The organism is Paraburkholderia fynbosensis (assembly GCF_902859935.1).
In the GTDB taxonomy this organism is placed as follows: Bacteria; Pseudomonadota; Gammaproteobacteria; order Burkholderiales; family Burkholderiaceae; genus Paraburkholderia; species Paraburkholderia fynbosensis.
The window spans coordinates 1-15,843 of sequence record NZ_CADIKI010000034.1; the positions used below are offsets into that span (position 1 = coordinate 1).

Here is a 15,843-nt window from a genome sequence, read left to right on the forward strand (position 1 = left end):
GAGCCGAGCCAACGACGATTGCCGGTCGTAGGCGAATTCACGCTCAGCATCGTCGTGATGCAGCAGCAGTGCAAGCGTTTCGCCGGGGCCACCCGCCGTGTACTCGAGCATTTCCCGATCGCCATCGGAATTGCCGAAAGCGAGGATCGGGCGGCCGCCAATCGCGCGAAATATGCCGACTGGTTTTCCGCGACCATCGTCGATGAAATCGAATCCGGGCTGGCGCACGAGCACGGGCTTGCCAGCACGCAACTGGTACTTCAGCTTCTCTTCTGTGCCCACCACCCTGTCGGGCGGAATACCGTAGGCCTCGCTCACCCACACGCGCATGAATTCAGCCGTACCGCCAGAGACGATCCAGACCTTGAACCCATTCGCCCGCAGCAGGTCGAGCAACTCGAGTTGTGGCCGATAGACGAGTTCGGTATAGGGTCGACCAAGGGTCGGGTGCTTCACACTTGCAAGCCAGGTGCGAATTGACTGGTCATATTCGTCGGTCGTCATGCCACTGTTGGCGACCGCGATCATCTGAAGGAGCGCCTTGCGGTTCTGAGCGAGCGCTGCGGTGTCGTGCGCAAGGAGCGCTTTGAAAGCAGGATTTTTCTGCCAGTCCGGGTGCCGGGGCGCTGCAGCCTTCAATTGCTCGATCATGAACGACAGTTGGAACGGCATGGGCTGCTCGCTCCAGAGCGTACCGTCGTTATCGAACACCGCGATGCGTGCCTCGGCCGGGACGTAGGTCGTGGAACCTTCGCGCGTTACGTCAGCGATGAACTTGAGGATGGCGGCACGCGCCGCGCCGTCCTGCCACGAGGGCAACGCCGCTGCCGATGGCTCATTGGAAAGCGTCTGCTGCGTGGCCGCTGGGGTCGCCGCCGACGGTCCTTCGTGACTGGCACAGCCGCCCAAAACCGCGCACGCGAAAACGAGGACTCCCGTGAGCCGTCGCGACCACAAGTAATCTTCAAAGAAGCGCATTGATATCCCCGGCCGCTGAAAAGTACGCAGACTGCGCATTGCCGCGTCCGGACAATCGATGCGTTCCGATCGTCCGGCGCGTTCAGCCCATCAGTTCCCGCTTGGCATCGGAATGTTGAAGCCATTCTTTTGCAGTTCGTCGCGGATATAGCTGAGTCGTTGATATTGGGTCAGCGTAATCGGGCCCGAATAGCCTTCGCTCTGCAGCTTGCGCGGCGGATACTTCACATAAGTCTGCATCATATCCTTGACGGCGGCGTTGAACGCCACAAGGGTCCAGGTGTGTTCCGTGTAGTTGTTCATAAAGATGTCGTAGCGCTCCTGAGGGTCCTGATAGAGATCGAACACTTGCGGAACCGTCGCCACATAACTCTCGGGCCCCTTCCAGCCGAGGTTTGTGTCTACGGCGAGGCCACCGGTGTCCGCGCCTCCGTCTCCGCGAAGATTGAACACCGCCTTGAACTGACCGACGCGCACCGCCCCTGGTGTCAGCTCATTCTCGGTGAAATAGAACCAGGCGGTGCGCTTGCTCTTTCCTGTGCCAAACAGCACCGGCGACATGTCATAGCTGTCAAAGATGATCGGCTTGCCTTCCCGATCGTTCTTGGGCAAGTCGACGCCCGCCATCGCAGCGAATGTCGCCATGAAGTCAAGTCCACCCAGGATGTCGTAGTTTCGCGTGTGCGGCTTGATCTTGCCGGGCCACCAGGCGATAGCCGGCACGCGCGTACCACCTTCCCGGTCGGTTCCTTTGGTGCCGCGGAATGGCGTATATCCCGCGTCCGGATACACGTCCTGCCATGCGCCGTTGTCCGTCGTGAAGAAGACGAGCGTGTTCTTGTCGAGCCCCTTCTCGCGCAGCTTGTCCAGGATGTGTCCAACACGTGCGTCCAGTTCAACGAGCGAGTCCGCATATTTCGCCTTCGATAACGACTTGCCGATGTAGTCCGGATCGGGCATGTTCGGCTGATGGACCTTCATGAAGTTGATGTTGATGAAGAATGGCTGTCCGCGTTGCGCGGCATCGTCGATATCGTCTAACCCTGCCTTCTCGATGTAACGGTCCACAAACGGGATGCCGACGATTCCCTTGTCGGGCTCGTTCTGATATTCGCCGTTCAGCTTGAAGTCCTCGTGCGGTTTTTCTCCGGCCTTGCCCGAAAGCATTCCCCTCGTTACCTTTACGAACAGGTCGCGGGTCTGCTGGTCCATGTCGGGGAACCACTTTGGATCGGAGTAGGTGTAGGCGTTCAGGTGATACAGCCCGGCGTATTTCATGTCGTCGTAGCCTTGTGCATTAGGCAACGCATAGTCCGATTCGCCAAGGTGCCATTTACCCGTGAAATACGTGTTGTAGTGTGCAAGCTTTAATACGGAAGCGAGGGTCCATTCCGCGTGTGGCAATCCGCCCCCCTGTCCCTGGAACGCGACGGTCGTCATGCCGCTGCGATTAGGATTGCGGCCCGTTTGCATAGCGGCGCGGCCCGGCGTACAACTCGGCTGGCCGTAGAAATCGAAAAATGTCATGCCTTCGTCGGCCATCCTGTCGAGATTGGGCGTAGGAATACCGCGCCCCTCTCCGCCACCATAGACACCAAGATCGCCCCAACCCACATCGTCTGCCACAATCAGCACGATATTGGGCTTCGTGGGCTGCTGCCCGTCCGTCTGTGCCTGCCCGTTTATTGCGACACTCAACAGAGCCGCCGCCACCAGAGCGAAAGGCGCGCATTTGACGGGCCTGGCAAGCGGCGTGAGGCATGTTTCAGGTTTCATCATGTTCCCCTAGGAATCGTTCAACGCCCGACTGGTGAACTTCTCTTCGAAACGCATCGCATGGAGGAGGATGGCCGGAGCAATCCACGCGCACTGGATCGGGAAGCCCGGCATGGACGTCGCGCACCCTGTACTCCGACGAGAGCTGGTTTACGGCGTTTTTCGCGGGGCTAAAAATTGGGCAAGCAGATACAACACCTTCCCTTGCCATCTCAGGGCGGCCCGCGAGTTGCGTTGCGGACGGCATCCAGCAGTGCCATGCCCAGAAACGGTTTGATCAGCGCCGCGTGTGGCCCCGCCCTTTCCACTGCCTCACGCGTAGCCGCACTGTCGAAAGCCGTGGTGAATACCACAGGCGGGCGAGGCGCACCCAGCGTTTCATAGAATGCAAAACCCGATAAGCCCGGCAACTGCATGTCAAGGATGAGGCAATCCGCTGCTGAAGCACTCTCAACCGCGCCAGGCTCCTCCGCGCTTCCAAACGAGCGCGCAACAAATCCCGCTACACTCAGCAAACGCTCGACTGCCCGTCGCAAACCGGCATCGTCTTCGATGATCACAATCAGGTTCGGCATTTCATCCCTACAGGCGATCTGCTGGCCACTCGCAGTTTGTTGCACATCAGCTTGCCTGGCACCATAGGTACCTGGAGCAAGCCGACTTCCCTTTCGGGCGAAACCGCAACACACCGTCGGGCTTTCCCGCAGTCGGCGCATTTCATGCCAAATGATGGGGACGCAACGTCTCAAGCGCACGCATACAAAGTTGCCCGCGCGATAAACGCACGCGCTAACAGATCGTCTGTTGTCGGAGTGTTATCCAGATGCCGGCATACAACCATAGGGACTTGGGGCAACCTGATTTCCCTTCGGGGCAATAGCCGATTCCGTCCTTCCCTTTCGCTCGAATGACCGCTACATTGCCTGCGCAAGTGCATTGCGGACCGTTGCGGTACGCGCCTCGCCCACGCTTTTCGCGAGAGCATAATGAAGAGATGGGCCTTAGCGATCTGCGTAACGGGATCATTCGGGTCGTCCCGCAGAATCTTATTAGCGCACAAAAATCGCTACCGAAACTAGCATAGCGTTCGAGGCTCGGATGATCAGGCTTTTCACATGGAAAGCGCTGCCGCGGACTCCAGCCTCGCCCAACGGCAGAAAACCGCCGGTGTTTTGGTCAGTTTAATTACAGCTTGCGAATTTTTTATCGAATTCGCATTGGGCAGCATCAGTAAATAGCGAATTCAGCTCAGTTGAAAGGGACAGCCTCCCTTAAGTTCGTCATTCACGGCGGGTATTTTTCTTACAGAATGCTATTCCCGAGCCAACTGCTCTGGCATAGTGACTGCAACGCCAGTCTTCGCGGATACCATGAACGAGGAACACAATTCCCGAATCGTTGCGACTAGCCGCGTGCGCCGTGCGCAGTTGCGCGTACATGTTATCCGGTGGTTTTTTTTAGCGATGCTTGGATTGTCCACGTGCGCCTACGCGGGACACCCGTGGCGAGTAGTAATCCTGCCCGGTGCGGACCCTACTCAGCCGGCCGCTCAGGAACAGATTCGCGCAGTCCGCAGTTCGATTGCTGCGGTCGCGCCAGACGGTGTGGAGTTCTACACAGATGCACTCGACGACCTCCGATTCGACTCCGCAGAGTTAATGCCCAGCTTTCTCGCGCTCATGAGGAAAAAGTACGAGAACACGCGAGTCGACGTCGTAATCGGACTGGCCGACTTTGCACTGGACTTCACAAAACGCTATCACAACGAAATCTGGCCTGGTGTACCGGTTGTGATTTCCAGCGTGACTGATGCGCGCGAAAAAGATATTCCGCCCGAATTCGCCTTCGTGCCCCTGCGTCTCGACCTGGACGGCACGTTGCAACTGGCGGAGGCGCTTCAGCCGCATGCGCGACATCTGGTGGTGGTGTCTGGCGTAGCAAAACTCGATCTGCGCTTCGCGCGGCGTGCGGTGGACGCGGCGCGCGCGCGCAAATCTCGCCCGTGGGCCGTCGACGTCTGGAGCGGCCTGACCGTGTCCGAACTGCAGCAACGCCTCGCCACGCTAGACCGCGACACCGCCGTGCTCTACACGACGATGTATCGCGACCGGACCGGTCGGACCTTTTTCCCCTACGAACTCGTCGCTCCAATGGCGAAAGCGTCCAGCGTGCCTATCTACGGCTGGTATCCAACTTATCTCGGCCACGGGCTGGCGGCGGGATCGGTGATCAGCTTCGAGAAGAACGGGCGGCTCACAGGCGGGCTCGCCGCCTCCATTCTGCTCGGCAAGGTGGTACCTCGAGGCGCGACCACGGCCGCAAGCGCGTCTCAATGCGCTGCAGACGCCGGCGCGATCGAACGATTGGGGCTGCGCGCGGGCGATCTGCCCGCGAATTGCGAACTGATCAACGTGCCTCCCTCGCTCTGGCGAGAGTATCGCGCAATTGTGCTGATCACAGTCGCTGTCGTGCTCCTTCAGGCACTGACCATCGCTGCCCTGCTCTGGCAGCGCCGACACCGCCAGATCGCCGAAGACAAAGCAACGCTACGGCTGGCTGAACTGGCTCGCGCGGGGCGATTCGCTCTGGCAGGCGAACTGAGTGCATCGATTGCTCATGAAGTCGGACAGCCGCTCGGCGCGATCCTGAGCAACGCCGACGCGGCAGGCATGATGCTCTCCAATCAGCCCGAGGTCAGCGAAGTCCACTTGATCCTCGCCGATATCCGCCGCGACGCGCTGCGCGCGAATCAGGTGGTGCAGCGGCTACGCGCGTTGCTGCAGAAGCACACGCTCCTGTTGGGTCCGCTCGATCTGAATGAGACGTTCGACGAAGCGCTGGCACTGCTTGGCCTCGAATCCCGCCGGCGAAACATCTTCATCGACCCGAATCTGTCGGCCGAAAACGCTCTGGTACTGGGCGACCGCGTGCAACTGCAGCAGGTATTGCTCAACCTGGCCATTAACGCCATGGACGCAATGGAGAACACGCCCCCTGGGGACCGCATCTTGTCCATTTCAACGCGGGTGTCGGAGCACGGCTACGAACTAACCGTGGCCGATCGCGGACACGGCATTTCGCCGGAGGCGGGCGCCCGCCTGTTCGATTCGCTGTACACGACTAAACCGCACGGCATGGGACTCGGACTGTCCATTGTTCGCACCATCGTCGAGTCGCACGGCGGACGTGTCTCGGCGGCGGCCCGAGAGGGCGGCGGCAGCGTGTTCACTGTCTGGCTTCCCCCGGCTGCGGAGCGGGCGGTATTGCGGGCTGGGCCCGAGCTTGATAACGCCGCTGGAAAGGCTACATTCGAAGCTTCACTCACAACACAGGGAGGACACCCGTGACAGCTCACGCCGAAGCAGTCATCCATGTCGTTGACGACGACGACGCAACACGCACCGCTTTGATGCGGCTACTGAATCACGCGGGATTCAGAGCAAAGGGCTATCCGAGCGCCGGCGATTTTCTCGTGGCGGAGCCTGAGGCCTCGCATGGGTGCCTCGTGCTGGACCTGGAGCTCCCCGGCCCGGGCGGTCTGGATTTGCAACACACGCTGCAGAGGATGGGCAAATCTATGCCGATCGTGTTCATCAGCGCGCACCACGATATTCCCAGAACGGTGATGGCCATCAAGGCGGGCGCGAGCGACTTCCTGCTCAAGCCAATCGATTCACAGGCACTGTTCGCCGCAATCGAAGCTGCGCTCGCGACGATAACGGTTGAGCCTGTTGTGGGAGTGCCCACCAGGGTGGACGACGATTTCGGCCTGAACGCGCGCGAGCAAACGGTGCTACGTGGCATCGTCGCGGGGCGGCTCAACAAGCAGATTGCAGCAGAACTGGCCCTGAGCGAGCGAACCATCAAGACCTGCCGGGCTGATCTGATGCGCAAGCTCCACGCGCATTCGCTTGCCGAACTTGTTCGACTGGCCGAACCGATTGTGCGTGCTCGGTCATCAGTGTGAACCGCGCGTGCCCCAGGGGCAATTGCATTGTCCCGTGCCCCGATAGCGTCGAACCTCGGCTCGCACAACACTTGATGTAAGGAGCGGTGAGTTCCCAGAACGGCACTGCCCTTGCGACCGATCACGCGGCGTCAAGCGTCGAGGCGTCCCATGTCTGCCCCGACGACTCCGTGAGCACGCGGTTCCGTCCGGCACGCTTCGCCGCGTAGAGCAGATGATCGGCGCGTGCCAGCAACGCCGCGACCGTCTCGCCAGGCCGATACCGGGCAATGCCGGCACTCGTCGTGACGCCCAGCGTTGCATCGATTTCATCGAAGCGCGAAGACTCGAGCACGATGCGCAAGCGCTCGGCGATCCGGTACGCGAACTCCCCGTCGGTGCCCGGCAGCAGAAGCACGAACTCCTCGCCGCCGATCCGTCCCACCACGTCTTTTTCGCGCACCGCGGCCCGCAGGATTGCGCCGAACTCGCGCAGAACAGCATCACCGGCCGCATGCCCGTAACGATCGTTGATGGATTTGAAGTTGTCGATATCGAAAGCGATGAGTGCAAGCGGGTAGCTTTTCCTATCCGCGATTCGGTGCCCCGCCAGCCGTTCGAATGCGCGCCGGTTCAGGGTCTCCGTCAGCGAGTCACGGTCCCGCTCGAGGATGAGCCGGTCGATCACGTCCGACATCGCGGCGGCCAGCAGAACTAGTCCCAACACTGCGCCCATCAATGCGAGCGACAACTGCAGCAGGACCCAGAAAATGGTCTGCCCGAAAGGCGCGGTGCTATGGGGCAATGGCTGAATGACCGTGAGCGGCGTCCTGACGAAAAAGCTGACGCCGCAGATCAGAAGCACCCAAAATAGAATGTGATTGATGGTGCGGCCATTGCAGCGCTTCCGGAAACGGGCTGCGCTAAATAACAACAACAGCCCGGCGGTGAAATTCAGAATGTAGATGCGCACGAGCAGACTCGACGCGACGTAGGAGAAGTAATACATGCCGCTCATCACGAGCGTAAAGATCAACGAGTGCATCGTGACCGGGAAGTGAAGCCCAGCTCTGCGCAAGATGCCCTCTGCCAGCAGTTGGGTGCTGAGTACGTAAAAGCTCGCTGATATGAGCGCGTTCAATCGCCATTCATCCGGCAAGTGAGCGATCTGCGCTGCTGAGCCAAGTGCAAAAGCACCAAATGAAGCGGCGAGAAACAGCAGATAGCGCAGCCGCTTGTCATAAGCCCATGCACACGCAAAGCTGAGCGAAAAGACAAGCGTGATGGTTGGGACGATCAGTTGAATGAGCTGGTTGGGCGTCATATAAGCAGCCATGTGGCTCTTTCTCCGCTGTACTGCCGGACCGGAAATCGCCGGGCCTGTGGACGGCGGTTTCGCAGGGGCGCGTATCTCCGCCGCCCGCCATTGACGAGTCAGTCAAGAACGACAGTGGCACCCCGTACGCCTGGAGGATTGTACGCCTGCTGAACCATAGGCCGTTGGCGCGCGGCCTGTTCGTCACGTGCCTTCAGCGCAGCGTTGGGGTCGCAAAGCGAGTCTGCGTCGATCCGGCCTGCGATCGGCCTGCGAGATTTCAGGGTAGCGCTTCGCCGTCCGCCCGCTCCCGCGATAGAGCGATTCGAATGCAACCGCGTGCACCAGCGTATGAACCTGCGGCTGTATCTCGAAGCCGCGATTGAAAGTCAGCCGCGGTCGACGAGCATGGCGCCGAACTCGACATCCTGCTTCAGCAGCGGCGCGACAAGAGTGCAGCTAAACGCTTCTTCAAGCGTGTTCTTCGTTCGAACCCGATGCTACGCAAGATAGTCACCGACCAGTTGCGTAGCTACCCGGCCGCCAAGGGCGACATCCCCGAACTGGCGAACGTCAAACATGCATTCGTCAGAGCCGCCGCGCGCATGAATAATCGGGCGGAGTTGCACACGCTGTCGCTTACGCGCGGCCACGCGGCGCGACCATGCCGCGGTGGCGATCGATCGCGTCGGGCGGCCTGATAAATCAGGCTCGGTGCCCGACCCAACCTCACGCTCACGGGCAAGCCGGATGTCGATATCCAGTTGATCGAGTTCCTGCTGCAGTTCGCGAAGCGTCTTCTTCATCGGGCCGCCCCGTCATGCAGACACGTTCAGTTCAGACATTCCCGGACGTCGTGTCATTCCGGCTGGTCCTTCTGGCGATCACCGGATGCGACCAGTTCGTGATCCATCAGCGTGAGCTTCAGCGGGGCATCGGCAGACAGCTTCTTCTTTACGATCACGTATTTCCAGCCGTCGCCATTGCCGGGATTGCGATAGAACGCGACGATCGCCACGTACTTCGTGTCTGCCTGCATGCGCTGCGACAGGCTGACCGACGCGCCCGGATTGACGACAGCTGCCATACTGGCCTGAAGGTCCTGCGCGAGTACGGTCCTGTCGTTTTTCAGCAGATCGTCATACGACACGCCATCAAAGAGTTTTCGATCCTTGAGCTGATAGACGCGGACCGCGAGTGACGTCGAACGGGCCCGCGTCATCCGGATTCAGCTCGGCACGCGCGGTCAGGTCGACGTCAAGCACCTTGATCTGCCTGTAAAACACCGAGTGATACGCGCTGGAAGTCGTGCAGATACGGACTGCCAGGCGCCGCATGCGGAAAGCAGCAGACCTGACGCGAGGACGGCCACGGTTAAACGTAAAGACATGGTTTCTCCAGGTTCACGTAACGAGCGGAACCAGATGCGGGTTCGGTCCGGGCGTGGGAGAGACTTCGTAGACGCCGAGCGCAATGGTGATGGTGCGTGCCTCATCAGACGGCAACACGACGGTCCATCCAAGCCGCGGTGCCGGACCGGCCGCAGCTATGCTGACCGACGGCGCGGGCGCGAGACGCGACGACACCTCCATGCGCAGGTGTACGTCGGCCTTCGTGCCCACATACAGGCGGATGAACGCCATCAGCTCGCGATGCAGCCATGCGCCGGGCAGCAGGTCGTGCGCCTGCTGACCGTCCGAAGGGCACAGCGTCACCCGCACGGCGCGGCTGCGATACGCGAGGCGATTGCCGAGCACATAGCCCCCGCCGGGTCCGCGACGCTGGCTGTCTTCCGCAGCGCGCCCCGAAGGAAGTCCCCCTGGGGGACCGGCGAGCCTGCCTGACGATGTGAGCGGCTGCGGCTGTCCTGCGCGCCTGAGCGTCGGCCAGAACTCGTCGACACGCACTTCGACACCGGGCACCGCCAGCGCCACCACACCGGCGAGTCCCTCGGGCGTGCGCGTGCGCTGGACCATCAGACCGAGCAGCGCGAGCACGCGCGAATCCGGCAAGCCCGACCGGGCAGGCTTGTCGCCCCCACCGAAGCCGGCGAGACACAGCAGGTTGCGCGACTGCGCATCGGTGCCGCTAGGACGGAAACTTTCCGGGTAACGGTATTTCTTCCAGGCGCGGTACAGCAGCGCGACGTAGCGGTGGTTGAACTGGTCGAGAAACGCCTCAACCGCCTCGTGCCCCTCCGCAACACATACGGCTCGCCGCGCAGCGTCACGAACAGCTCGTCCAGATGCCAGGTGCTGCCCGGCTCGCGCCGCGCCGCTTTCGCGCACTGGGCGAATCGAGCGCCGAACTTGTCGCACCGGCAACGGATCGTTTCGGACGTGACCACGACACCACGCTCGAGCATCAACTCCTCGATGTCGCGCAAGCTCAGGCTGAACCGGAAATACCAGCGAACCGCGCAACTGATGATGACCTCAGGGAAGCGGTGGCCGTTGATAAGGCGATTTTGTTTTTTTCATTCATTCTGCCGCCGCCTCCCTACCAACCTGACAGCGCCAGGAACAGTCCTGTGACCTATCAATATCTCTACATTCTCACAAATAAACTGCATGTTTAACTGGGCGGCCTCAAATCTGAAGTGCAACACCGTTTCGTATAAGGTGTTGCGATGCGCGAAAGAACTCAGTACCAGCAACTTCAACCTGAAGAGCGTCTCATCATTGCAAGCCTGCATCTGCAGGGTTCGGGTATTCGGGCCATGGCCCGGATACTCGGGCGCTCGCCGGCCACCGTTAGCCGTGAACTGACGCGAAACAGCTCTCCTGCAGGCTACGCATCGGTGCCGGCTGAAGCGCTCAGCGCCGCACGCCGAAGCGCCGGCCGCCGCCGCACAAAGCTTTGCCTGCAAGGTGCCTGCTGGCGTATCGTTCTCACCCTGCTCGAATGGAAATGGTCACCCCAGCAGATATCAGGCACACTCAAGCGTATGTATCCGACTGACCCGACCCAGCAGGTTTCGCATGAAACCATCCACACGGCCATCTACGCTCAGCCGCGCGGCGAACTGCGCCGCCAGCTCATTGCCTGTCTGCGCCATGGTCACAGCACACGCATGCCGCGTACACGGGGCACCGACCGGCGCGGACAGATTGCGGACATGGTCAGTATTCATGTGCGGCCGCCGGAAATCGAAGACCGGGTGCTGCCTGGACACTGGGAAGGCGACTTCATCAAGGGGGCTGGCAACCAGTCCGCGGTAGGCGTTCTGGTTGAACGGACCAGCCGCCTGGTGCTGCTCGCAAAGATGGAAGGCGCCACCGCAGCTTCCGCGTTGGCGGGTTTCTCCGCCAAACTCAATCGATTGTCGCGCCACTGCGCCAGAGCTTCACTTGTGACCAGGGCAAAGAAATGTCGCGCCATAAAGAGCTCGCTGCCGCAACCGGCGTGAACGTGTACTTTTGCGACCCGCACAGTCCCTGGCAACGCGGCACTTGCGAAAACACCAACGGGCTGCTGCGACAGTATCTGCCCAAAGGCACAGACCTTTCGGTCTACGGTCAGGACGAACTCGACGCCATCGCCGACAGTCTGAATAGCCGGCCTCGTGCAACTCACAACTTCCATTCACCCTTCAAGGTGTTCGCCGCGACCCTCGCATCAGCAAGCCAACCTCAAGGCTCTAAACATTAATCCCGCTGTTGCGCTTCACCCTTGAAACCGCCCTTCATAAAAAATGCACTGCTTATCATATATCGAAACAAAATGTCAAATCAAACTGAACGAAATTGGATGGTGCGGTCCGCGTTCTGGGCAAAACGGTATGCCAGGAATAATCCGATCGCCTCACTGGGCTTGCTCAGCGGGATAGTGGGCGGCGGAACGCTTTTCTGGTATTACATGCTGCTTGGCCAGATGCCAGATTTCACCCTCGCGCAAACAACAGGGCTTTTCTCTGCAGCATTCCTCGCCGGGGTTATCGTTATCGGTACCCTTGCGTTGACCTGCGTGGCGCCTGCCGCCTCTGCAAGATATGCACTGGATGCAATGCTTCCGGAAAACCCGACTTCCTCGCATTTCTGGTTGTCTGGCGAGGCGAGAGCAGAACAGGCAGCGAAAGTGACGTCGCGAATGCGGGCTGAACTGCTGAGAGGAGACTTTGTAGTTGAACTCAGCACGCTTTCAGTACTGGCGTGGAGCGGCATCGGACTCCGATCTCTTGCGGATTTTTTCTGGCCGAGTGACCCGGAACTCGTGATGGCGATTTACGCAGTGGCGGTGTCTGCCCTGCTCGCCGTGGTATTCGCAGGCGCCCATTTGCGCACCAAGCCCAGGATCGCACTTCGAATGCTCGTCGTATTCGGGGTCTGCGCCATTGCGACGTTGTTTCTCCTTCATAAAGCCGGACTTGATTCAGCGACTCCGCTGCTTTCGTTCAGTCTTCTAGGAGGTACGATTCCTGACATTGCTGGACCCTCCCTATCCGGACACTTCCTGCGTGTCCACGTTTATGTGCTCGCTCTTTCGCTTGCTGCCATGGCAACGGGGATTCTTTCATACGCTGCAATCGTGGCTGAGCGTCGCCGTATACGGCGCGATACTATTTCAGGGCCGCTGCGCCCCAAACTGCCCCCCTCAATGTTCAACATACGCCTGTGGTTGACACTGATCTACGTCGCCCTCAGTTTCTCTCCGTTGATGCTCGCACTTGAATTTGCGAAGCTGAATGGACCGGCGCACGCGATCCGAACGCTGGGCACGATAGTCCTGTACCTCGCGGTCTTCAATCTTGCTTTTTTCTCAATGGCAAGCATGAAGCGTGATTTCTTCAAGACGTGTCTGATCGCCGTCGGATTCCTTGCAGTTACGGTGTTGGTACCCACGCAACGTCCAACGGTCATTCCGAAGGGTGTCGTGTTTGCACTGGGATTAGGCAATTTCCACTCCTCCGCGATTCTGCTGTCCTCCCTCCAGTGCCCCCGCCTTGCCATGTACGGAATCGAATGCGAAGCCAAAAAGGACGATGCCATCGTCGTGACAAACGTCAACGTCTGAACCGGCTGGGATCGACAGCCACACTGGAACTCCAGATCCGGCGTCAAGGACCCGACATCGACAAGGCGCTGAACACCGCAGGACTTGCAGTTTCCGCCGACCTGCCGGATCCTCCCGCGACCCTCAGCCAGAAACCGGTTCTCCTGACCCGGGAGCAATCGGTTCGTGACTTTACAAACGGAGATCCGAAGCAGCGTATCATCGCTGCGCGGCAGTGTGACGATTCAATCGCCAGCTGGTTACAGTCGCCCTGGGAAGCCGGCAAGACCCGGCTCGCGAGCCGGAACAGGTATGTCCGCCTATGGTGCGTGACGGTCAATATACCCGCGGATCAACTGCTTGACTTCGACAAGGACGGTATCCGTTCATACAAGGATGGCTACTCCGAATTTACCGGGACGCGACCCGCTACAAAGACCTGAGCCTATTCCCACGTCAATGCCAACATAAGGCGGGGCGACACGGAAAGTAGTTCGGAACGCGAATCGGCGCAGGATGCGCGGATTGCATCGGCTCCCCCGGCAATCCGGGATCAGACCCGGGCCGCCAGCGTCATTCGCTGCGGATAAACCACGCGAAACGTGTTGCAAGGCTTAACCAGCACGCCCTGCCATGCTCCTTTTGCGGACGGCCCCCGGATCTTGCGCGTGCCGTAGAATGCAACGGACTGGAAACCATTCTATGGCACCGACTCCAAAGCCCCGCAAGTCGAGACAATCTGGCGGCAGACCACCGATGACGCGGGACATGTTACTGCCGCTCCCGGCGACGATCTCGCGTCACCGTTCACTCGAGCACCATGTGGCGCTCGCCGCGTTGCGCGCGGGAAACTGCAATATCGAACTGATCGGTCGGCTATTCAGGCCCGTGTACCTCGCCTATTTCGTTCACGAAACGTTGACTGGCCGTCGCTCCCTCGAGCCTTTCCGGATTTCCGAGGCGGCGCTGCACACGGTCGCCGCGCGCATCAAGGCCGCAGGTGACTGGTCCGCTGCCTGAAACTGACGGGCGAGCCCTTGAATGCGTTCTGTCGCTGCACGACGAACAGCTCTGGACGCTCCCCTCGCATCGGATCGCACAGGCCGATGAACGGTTGAACATTTTTCTTGTCACCGACGCGCTGTCGCCGATTGCGCCGGACGACGATCACGACACCTGAATCGCGGGGTCCCCGACGCACACGTCGGGCCATACATAGCCTGACATACAGGAAGAACTCGCACGGCGCCGCTCCTTGCACAACGACCTGGCTGGTATATCGAGCACCTTGCCAGACCGATCCGGGACGTTCGCCGACCATTCAGAAGTCCCCATCTCTCTGCATTCACCGGGATCCGGTGGCCCCATCGCCAATCGTCACGCCAGTTGCTGATAAAACCAGTCGCACAGAAAATATCCGTCGGAGCGCGGCTCATCATGGAATACCGGGTCAGTTATGAGCACAGTCTGGCAAGCGCCCCCAATGACTTTATCGCGCGCATCGCCTCGCAACTGGTCGACAACGTCCCCCCAAACATCCCGCGTGCCGTGCTCCCCGAGTTCATCACAGACCTGATCCTCAAACGATCACCCCAGATCGGCAGGATCCATAACCTGCGAATCCTGTAGCGCTTTCCGGCCAGAAGCAACCGCGGCGCAGCGCGGGTCATGCTACACAGCTGTTTCCCCTACCGTCGCCGGCGTTGACCCAGATAACGCGCGGCACCGGTTGCAATGGAAATTTCGGTCGTGCAATCTATGCTCATTCCCTTGATCCATTACTTGGACCCTCGCAACCGTATCGACGATGCCGCTGATGAACGCCCTTGATATCTTCCCGTTGAAACCTGCCAGTATCCTGCGTCATCGCCGCCGGATTACTGTGCGGCGGTCGACCATTCACGGCAAAGGGGTGTTCGCGACGTGCGCGCTTGTAGCCGGCGAACTCATCTGTGAGTACCTGGGCGAACGGATCTCGTGGGACGAGGCCGTGCGCCGCCACCCGCGTGATCCGGCACAGCCGGATCACACTTTCTACTTCGACGTCGGCAACGGTACCGTCATCGATGGGGCAATCGGCGGTAACAGTGCCAGATGGATCAACCACGCATGTCGCCCCAACTGCGAAGCCGAGGACTGCGAGGGCCGCATCTTCATTCGCACCGTGAGCCCGGTACAGGCCGGCGAAGAACTGAGCATCGACTACGCGCTCTTCGCGGAAGGACGGCACACCCGTTTGCTTCGCGAGCAGTACGCCTGCCACTGCGGCGCGCTAGACTGCCGGGGAACCATGCTGGCCAGACGGGGAAGGCGGCCATGTTAGCCTCACATGAGCAGTCAGCGAGGGATCTCCCGCCTGCTCACTTCACTGTTCAGGCCACCACTTCGCAGACGCCCCAGCGCGTCTCGATGATTGCACCCACCCGCACGGCCTGCGCGCCCACCGATCGCGCGCGAAATGTCACGGTGGCGCCCTGCGCATGCGCGAAGGGTCCAATCGCGACCACCACGAGTTCGTGGTCCCGGAAGCTGATGTGCGACCCGGCGAACGCGCTGGTCCGTGAACGCCCGGGTACGCGGTCACGTAGCTTCGAGGCAGCATCGCGGTCGTTCATGCTCAAACCCGCGAGCAGTTCAACATCGGCTGGCAAAGGCATCGGTCATAACGGTCTGTTCTCCAGTCCGGCATTCTAGCAACGATGTGGGCGATCCCGGCTCTGCCGCCATGTACCCGGTGCGAGCACAGGCTGTCCGTCGCACATACCTTGAAGGCCTCGCCGCACGTGGCACGTCCAGCCTGACGTCGCCACAGCCGCCATGGCGTTGTCCTCAACGG

Annotated in this window: 13 protein-coding genes and 5 pseudogenes; 10 read left to right on the forward strand and 8 right to left on the reverse strand. The window is 60.3% G+C overall.

All coding sequences use genetic code 11. The features are described from left to right. The 3 genes from HV770_RS35300 to HV770_RS35310 all read right to left on the reverse strand — a co-directional run. The coding region (locus HV770_RS35300) for an HAD family hydrolase (RefSeq protein WP_175166122.1) at positions 1–978 on the reverse strand (978 nt) is incomplete at its 3' end. 90 nt (positions 979–1,068) lie between these two features. Further along, the gene (locus HV770_RS35305) at positions 1,069–2,757 is read right to left on the reverse strand and encodes an arylsulfatase (RefSeq protein ID WP_246291514.1); all 1,689 of its coding nucleotides are present in this window, start codon (positions 2,755–2,757) and stop codon (positions 1,069–1,071) included. 209 nt (positions 2,758–2,966) lie between these two features. Further along, positions 2,967–3,329 carry a response regulator transcription factor gene (locus HV770_RS35310; protein WP_175166080.1) on the reverse strand — a complete coding sequence of 121 codons (363 nt, stop codon included), beginning with the start codon at positions 3,327–3,329 and terminating at the stop codon, positions 2,967–2,969. A gap of 837 nt (positions 3,330–4,166) precedes the next feature. On the opposite strand from HV770_RS35310, the gene HV770_RS35315 reads away from it, so the two are divergent. Together HV770_RS35315 and HV770_RS35320 are read left to right on the forward strand one after the other, a co-directional pair. Continuing rightward, positions 4,167–6,101 (forward strand): sensor histidine kinase, encoded by a 1,935-nt coding sequence (locus HV770_RS35315; protein ID WP_175166081.1) that lies wholly within the window; start codon positions 4,167–4,169, stop codon positions 6,099–6,101. After that, positions 6,098–6,721 carry a response regulator transcription factor gene (locus tag HV770_RS35320; protein WP_175166082.1) on the forward strand — a complete coding sequence of 208 codons (624 nt, stop codon included), beginning with the start codon at positions 6,098–6,100 and terminating at the stop codon, positions 6,719–6,721. The genes HV770_RS35315 and HV770_RS35320 overlap by 4 nt, the downstream gene beginning before the upstream one ends. Positions 6,722–6,842: 121 nt before the next feature. On the opposite strand, the gene HV770_RS35325 is transcribed toward HV770_RS35320, so the two are convergent. Further along, complete coding sequence (locus tag HV770_RS35325; protein ID WP_175166083.1) at positions 6,843–8,036, reverse strand: GGDEF domain-containing protein; 1,194 nt, start codon at positions 8,034–8,036, stop codon at positions 6,843–6,845. A 374-nt stretch (positions 8,037–8,410) separates the two neighbouring features. On the opposite strand from HV770_RS35325, the pseudogene HV770_RS35330 reads away from it, so the two are divergent. After that, positions 8,411–8,638, forward strand: a pseudogene (locus HV770_RS35330) (DDE-type integrase/transposase/recombinase); the annotation flags it as partial. 236 nt (positions 8,639–8,874) lie between these two features. Here the strand turns inward: HV770_RS35330 and tssJ are convergent. From tssJ to HV770_RS39190, 3 pseudogenes are all read right to left on the reverse strand, one after another. Further along, positions 8,875–9,405: pseudogene (gene tssJ / locus HV770_RS35335) on the reverse strand (type VI secretion system lipoprotein TssJ). Between the two features lie 13 nt (positions 9,406–9,418). Continuing rightward, positions 9,419–10,213: pseudogene (locus HV770_RS35340) on the reverse strand (type VI secretion system baseplate subunit TssG); the annotation flags it as partial. After that, positions 10,210–10,473, reverse strand: a pseudogene (locus HV770_RS39190) (IS6 family transposase); the annotation flags it as partial. The pseudogenes HV770_RS35340 and HV770_RS39190, both read right to left, overlap by 4 nt. A gap of 171 nt (positions 10,474–10,644) precedes the next feature. Here HV770_RS39190 and HV770_RS35345 point away from each other — a divergent pair. The 7 genes and pseudogenes from HV770_RS35345 to HV770_RS35375 all read left to right on the forward strand — a co-directional run bounded on the left by HV770_RS35345 (position 10,645) and on the right by HV770_RS35375 (position 15,330). Next, positions 10,645–11,666, forward strand: a pseudogene (locus HV770_RS35345) (IS30 family transposase). A gap of 72 nt (positions 11,667–11,738) precedes the next feature. Next, positions 11,739–13,028, forward strand: a complete 1,290-nt coding sequence (locus tag HV770_RS35350; RefSeq protein ID WP_175166085.1) for a hypothetical protein — start codon at positions 11,739–11,741, stop codon at positions 13,026–13,028. Continuing rightward, positions 12,977–13,450 carry a hypothetical protein gene (locus HV770_RS35355; RefSeq protein ID WP_175166086.1) on the forward strand — a complete coding sequence of 158 codons (474 nt, stop codon included), beginning with the start codon at positions 12,977–12,979 and terminating at the stop codon, positions 13,448–13,450. Before HV770_RS35350 ends, HV770_RS35355 begins: the two co-directional genes overlap by 52 nt. A 325-nt stretch (positions 13,451–13,775) precedes the next feature. Next, positions 13,776–14,027, forward strand: a complete 252-nt coding sequence (locus tag HV770_RS35360) for an RNA-binding protein (RefSeq protein ID WP_175166087.1) — start codon at positions 13,776–13,778, stop codon at positions 14,025–14,027. Beyond that, entirely contained in the window at positions 14,008–14,187 is a 180-nt protein-coding gene (locus HV770_RS35365; protein ID WP_175166088.1) for a hypothetical protein, read from the forward strand. The genes HV770_RS35360 and HV770_RS35365 overlap by 20 nt, the downstream gene beginning before the upstream one ends. A gap of 257 nt (positions 14,188–14,444) precedes the next feature. Then, positions 14,445–14,636, forward strand: a complete 192-nt coding sequence (locus HV770_RS35370; protein ID WP_175166089.1) for a hypothetical protein — start codon at positions 14,445–14,447, stop codon at positions 14,634–14,636. Positions 14,637–14,823: 187 nt separating this feature from the next. Then, positions 14,824–15,330 carry an SET domain-containing protein gene (locus HV770_RS35375; protein ID WP_175166090.1) on the forward strand — a complete coding sequence of 169 codons (507 nt, stop codon included), beginning with the start codon at positions 14,824–14,826 and terminating at the stop codon, positions 15,328–15,330. Between the two features lie 49 nt (positions 15,331–15,379). Here the strand turns inward: HV770_RS35375 and HV770_RS35380 are convergent, their stop codons facing one another. Next, a complete protein-coding gene (locus tag HV770_RS35380) occupies positions 15,380–15,622 on the reverse strand; it encodes a hypothetical protein (protein ID WP_175166091.1) in 243 nt (80 codons plus the stop codon). Positions 15,623–15,843: the final 221 nt, after the last annotated feature.